A 1,479-nucleotide genomic window follows, 5' to 3' on the forward strand; every position below is an offset into this window, starting at 1 on the left:
TCCGCCAATGCCTTTCTGGCCACCAAGATCTCGTTCATCAACGCCATCTCCGAGGTGTGCGAGGCCGCCGGTGCCGGGGCCTCGGCCGGCGCGGGAGCCGCCGGTGCCGGGGCCGGCCGGGTGGGCGCGACGACCACGTTCTGGTTCGGGCTGGGCCGGACGTTGGCCGTGGGCCGGATGGCGATCGCCAACGAGACGACGAGCGCCACCACACCGATAACGAACACGCCCGCCACGATGCTGCCCACCAGGCGGAACGAGCTGCGCTCGGGATAACCGGCGTCGACGAGCGCGGTGGCGCCGGTGTGCGCGCCGGTGTAGAAGTCGTCCATTTCGTCGGGCACGGCGCTGTAGGCGAGCGCGTCCCGGCCCAGGGTTCCTGGGGTCTCGAAGTAGCCGGGCGCCACCGCGAACGGGTTTATGGCGCCGGTGCCCGGGTCTTGCGCGTAGGCCAGCGCCGCGGTGGACGACGAGAACAGCGGGGCATGCGCCGAGGCCAGCGCCGCGCCCCGGGCGAGCGCCGTTTCGGGCTCCTCGGGGGCCGACAACGGCAGCGAGGTCGCCGCCTCCAACGCGGGTTTGATCAGGGGGATGTCGATGCCGGACCCGACGACGAACACGCCGTCCGGGCGCGTCTCGAGCGACTCGACGCCCGACACCATCGTGGCCAGCTGGGCCACGGCAGCCTCGTCATCGGCCGGGAGCGGCTGCCGGCGCACGTCGGCGATCGACCCGTCGGCGCTGTTGACGACGGCCAGGGTGGCCGTGTCGGGCTCGATGTAGAGCAGCGCCGTCTGCGCGTAGTTGGTCTGACTGCCGACCGCTTGCGCCAGGGCGGCCGCGGCCAGGAAAGCCGAGACCAACATCACGTTCTCGACCTTGTGGGCCGCCAGCGCATCGCGCAGGGCGGCGGCCTCGATCGGGTCGGTGAAGGTGACACCGGTCGACGCCAGCTGGTAGCCGCCTTCGGCCGCGCCCTGGCGGGTGCCCAGGATCGCCGAGACTACCTGGTTGGCCGCGGTGAGCGTTGCGGCGTCGTCTTCGGGCGGGACGTCGAAATTGTCTTCGTCGACGGTGGCGCCTTCGCCATTTTGGCCTTCGACCAGCACCATCCGGACTGCCGTCGGCGCCATTGACACGCCAAGCACGGTGTCCAAAGCTCCTCCAAGGTTCGATTGCTAGCCCTGATGATGAGGACGTGGCCGCCGCACCCCGCGAATACGCCAGAGGTCACTGAGTCCCCACCCTATGTTCCCCTCGTCTGCCGATTTTACGCGCGCTCGGCGCCTTCGGTTTTGCGGCGTTACGGCTAGGGGACCGGGATGCCGTGCTGCCCCAGGTGACGATGCAGCCAGTCGTCCCACTGGTCGCCGTGGGACGGGCCGGGCCCCGGCTGGGGCGATGCCGGGGCCGGTGGCGGCGCCCATCCCGATGGGTCCGCCGGTGGCCGCGCCGCGGCCTGCGCCCCGCCCGCCGCTC

2 pseudogenes are annotated in these 1,479 nt (G+C 71.5%); one reads left to right on the plus strand and one right to left on the minus strand.

Features of this window, described 5'->3' with window-relative positions:
* Nucleotides 1-105, plus strand: a pseudogene (locus A5713_RS27740) (hypothetical protein); the annotation flags it as partial.
* Here the strand turns inward: A5713_RS27740 and A5713_RS17925 are convergent.
* A pseudogene (locus tag A5713_RS17925) lies at nucleotides 63-1,133 on the minus strand (hypothetical protein); the annotation flags it as partial. The pseudogenes A5713_RS27740 and A5713_RS17925 sit on opposite strands and share 43 nt — an antisense overlap.
* Nucleotides 1,134-1,479: the final 346 nt, after the last annotated feature.

This window comes from Mycobacterium sp. E2497 (assembly GCF_001668695.1).
Taxonomy (GTDB): domain Bacteria; phylum Actinomycetota; class Actinomycetes; order Mycobacteriales; family Mycobacteriaceae; genus Mycobacterium.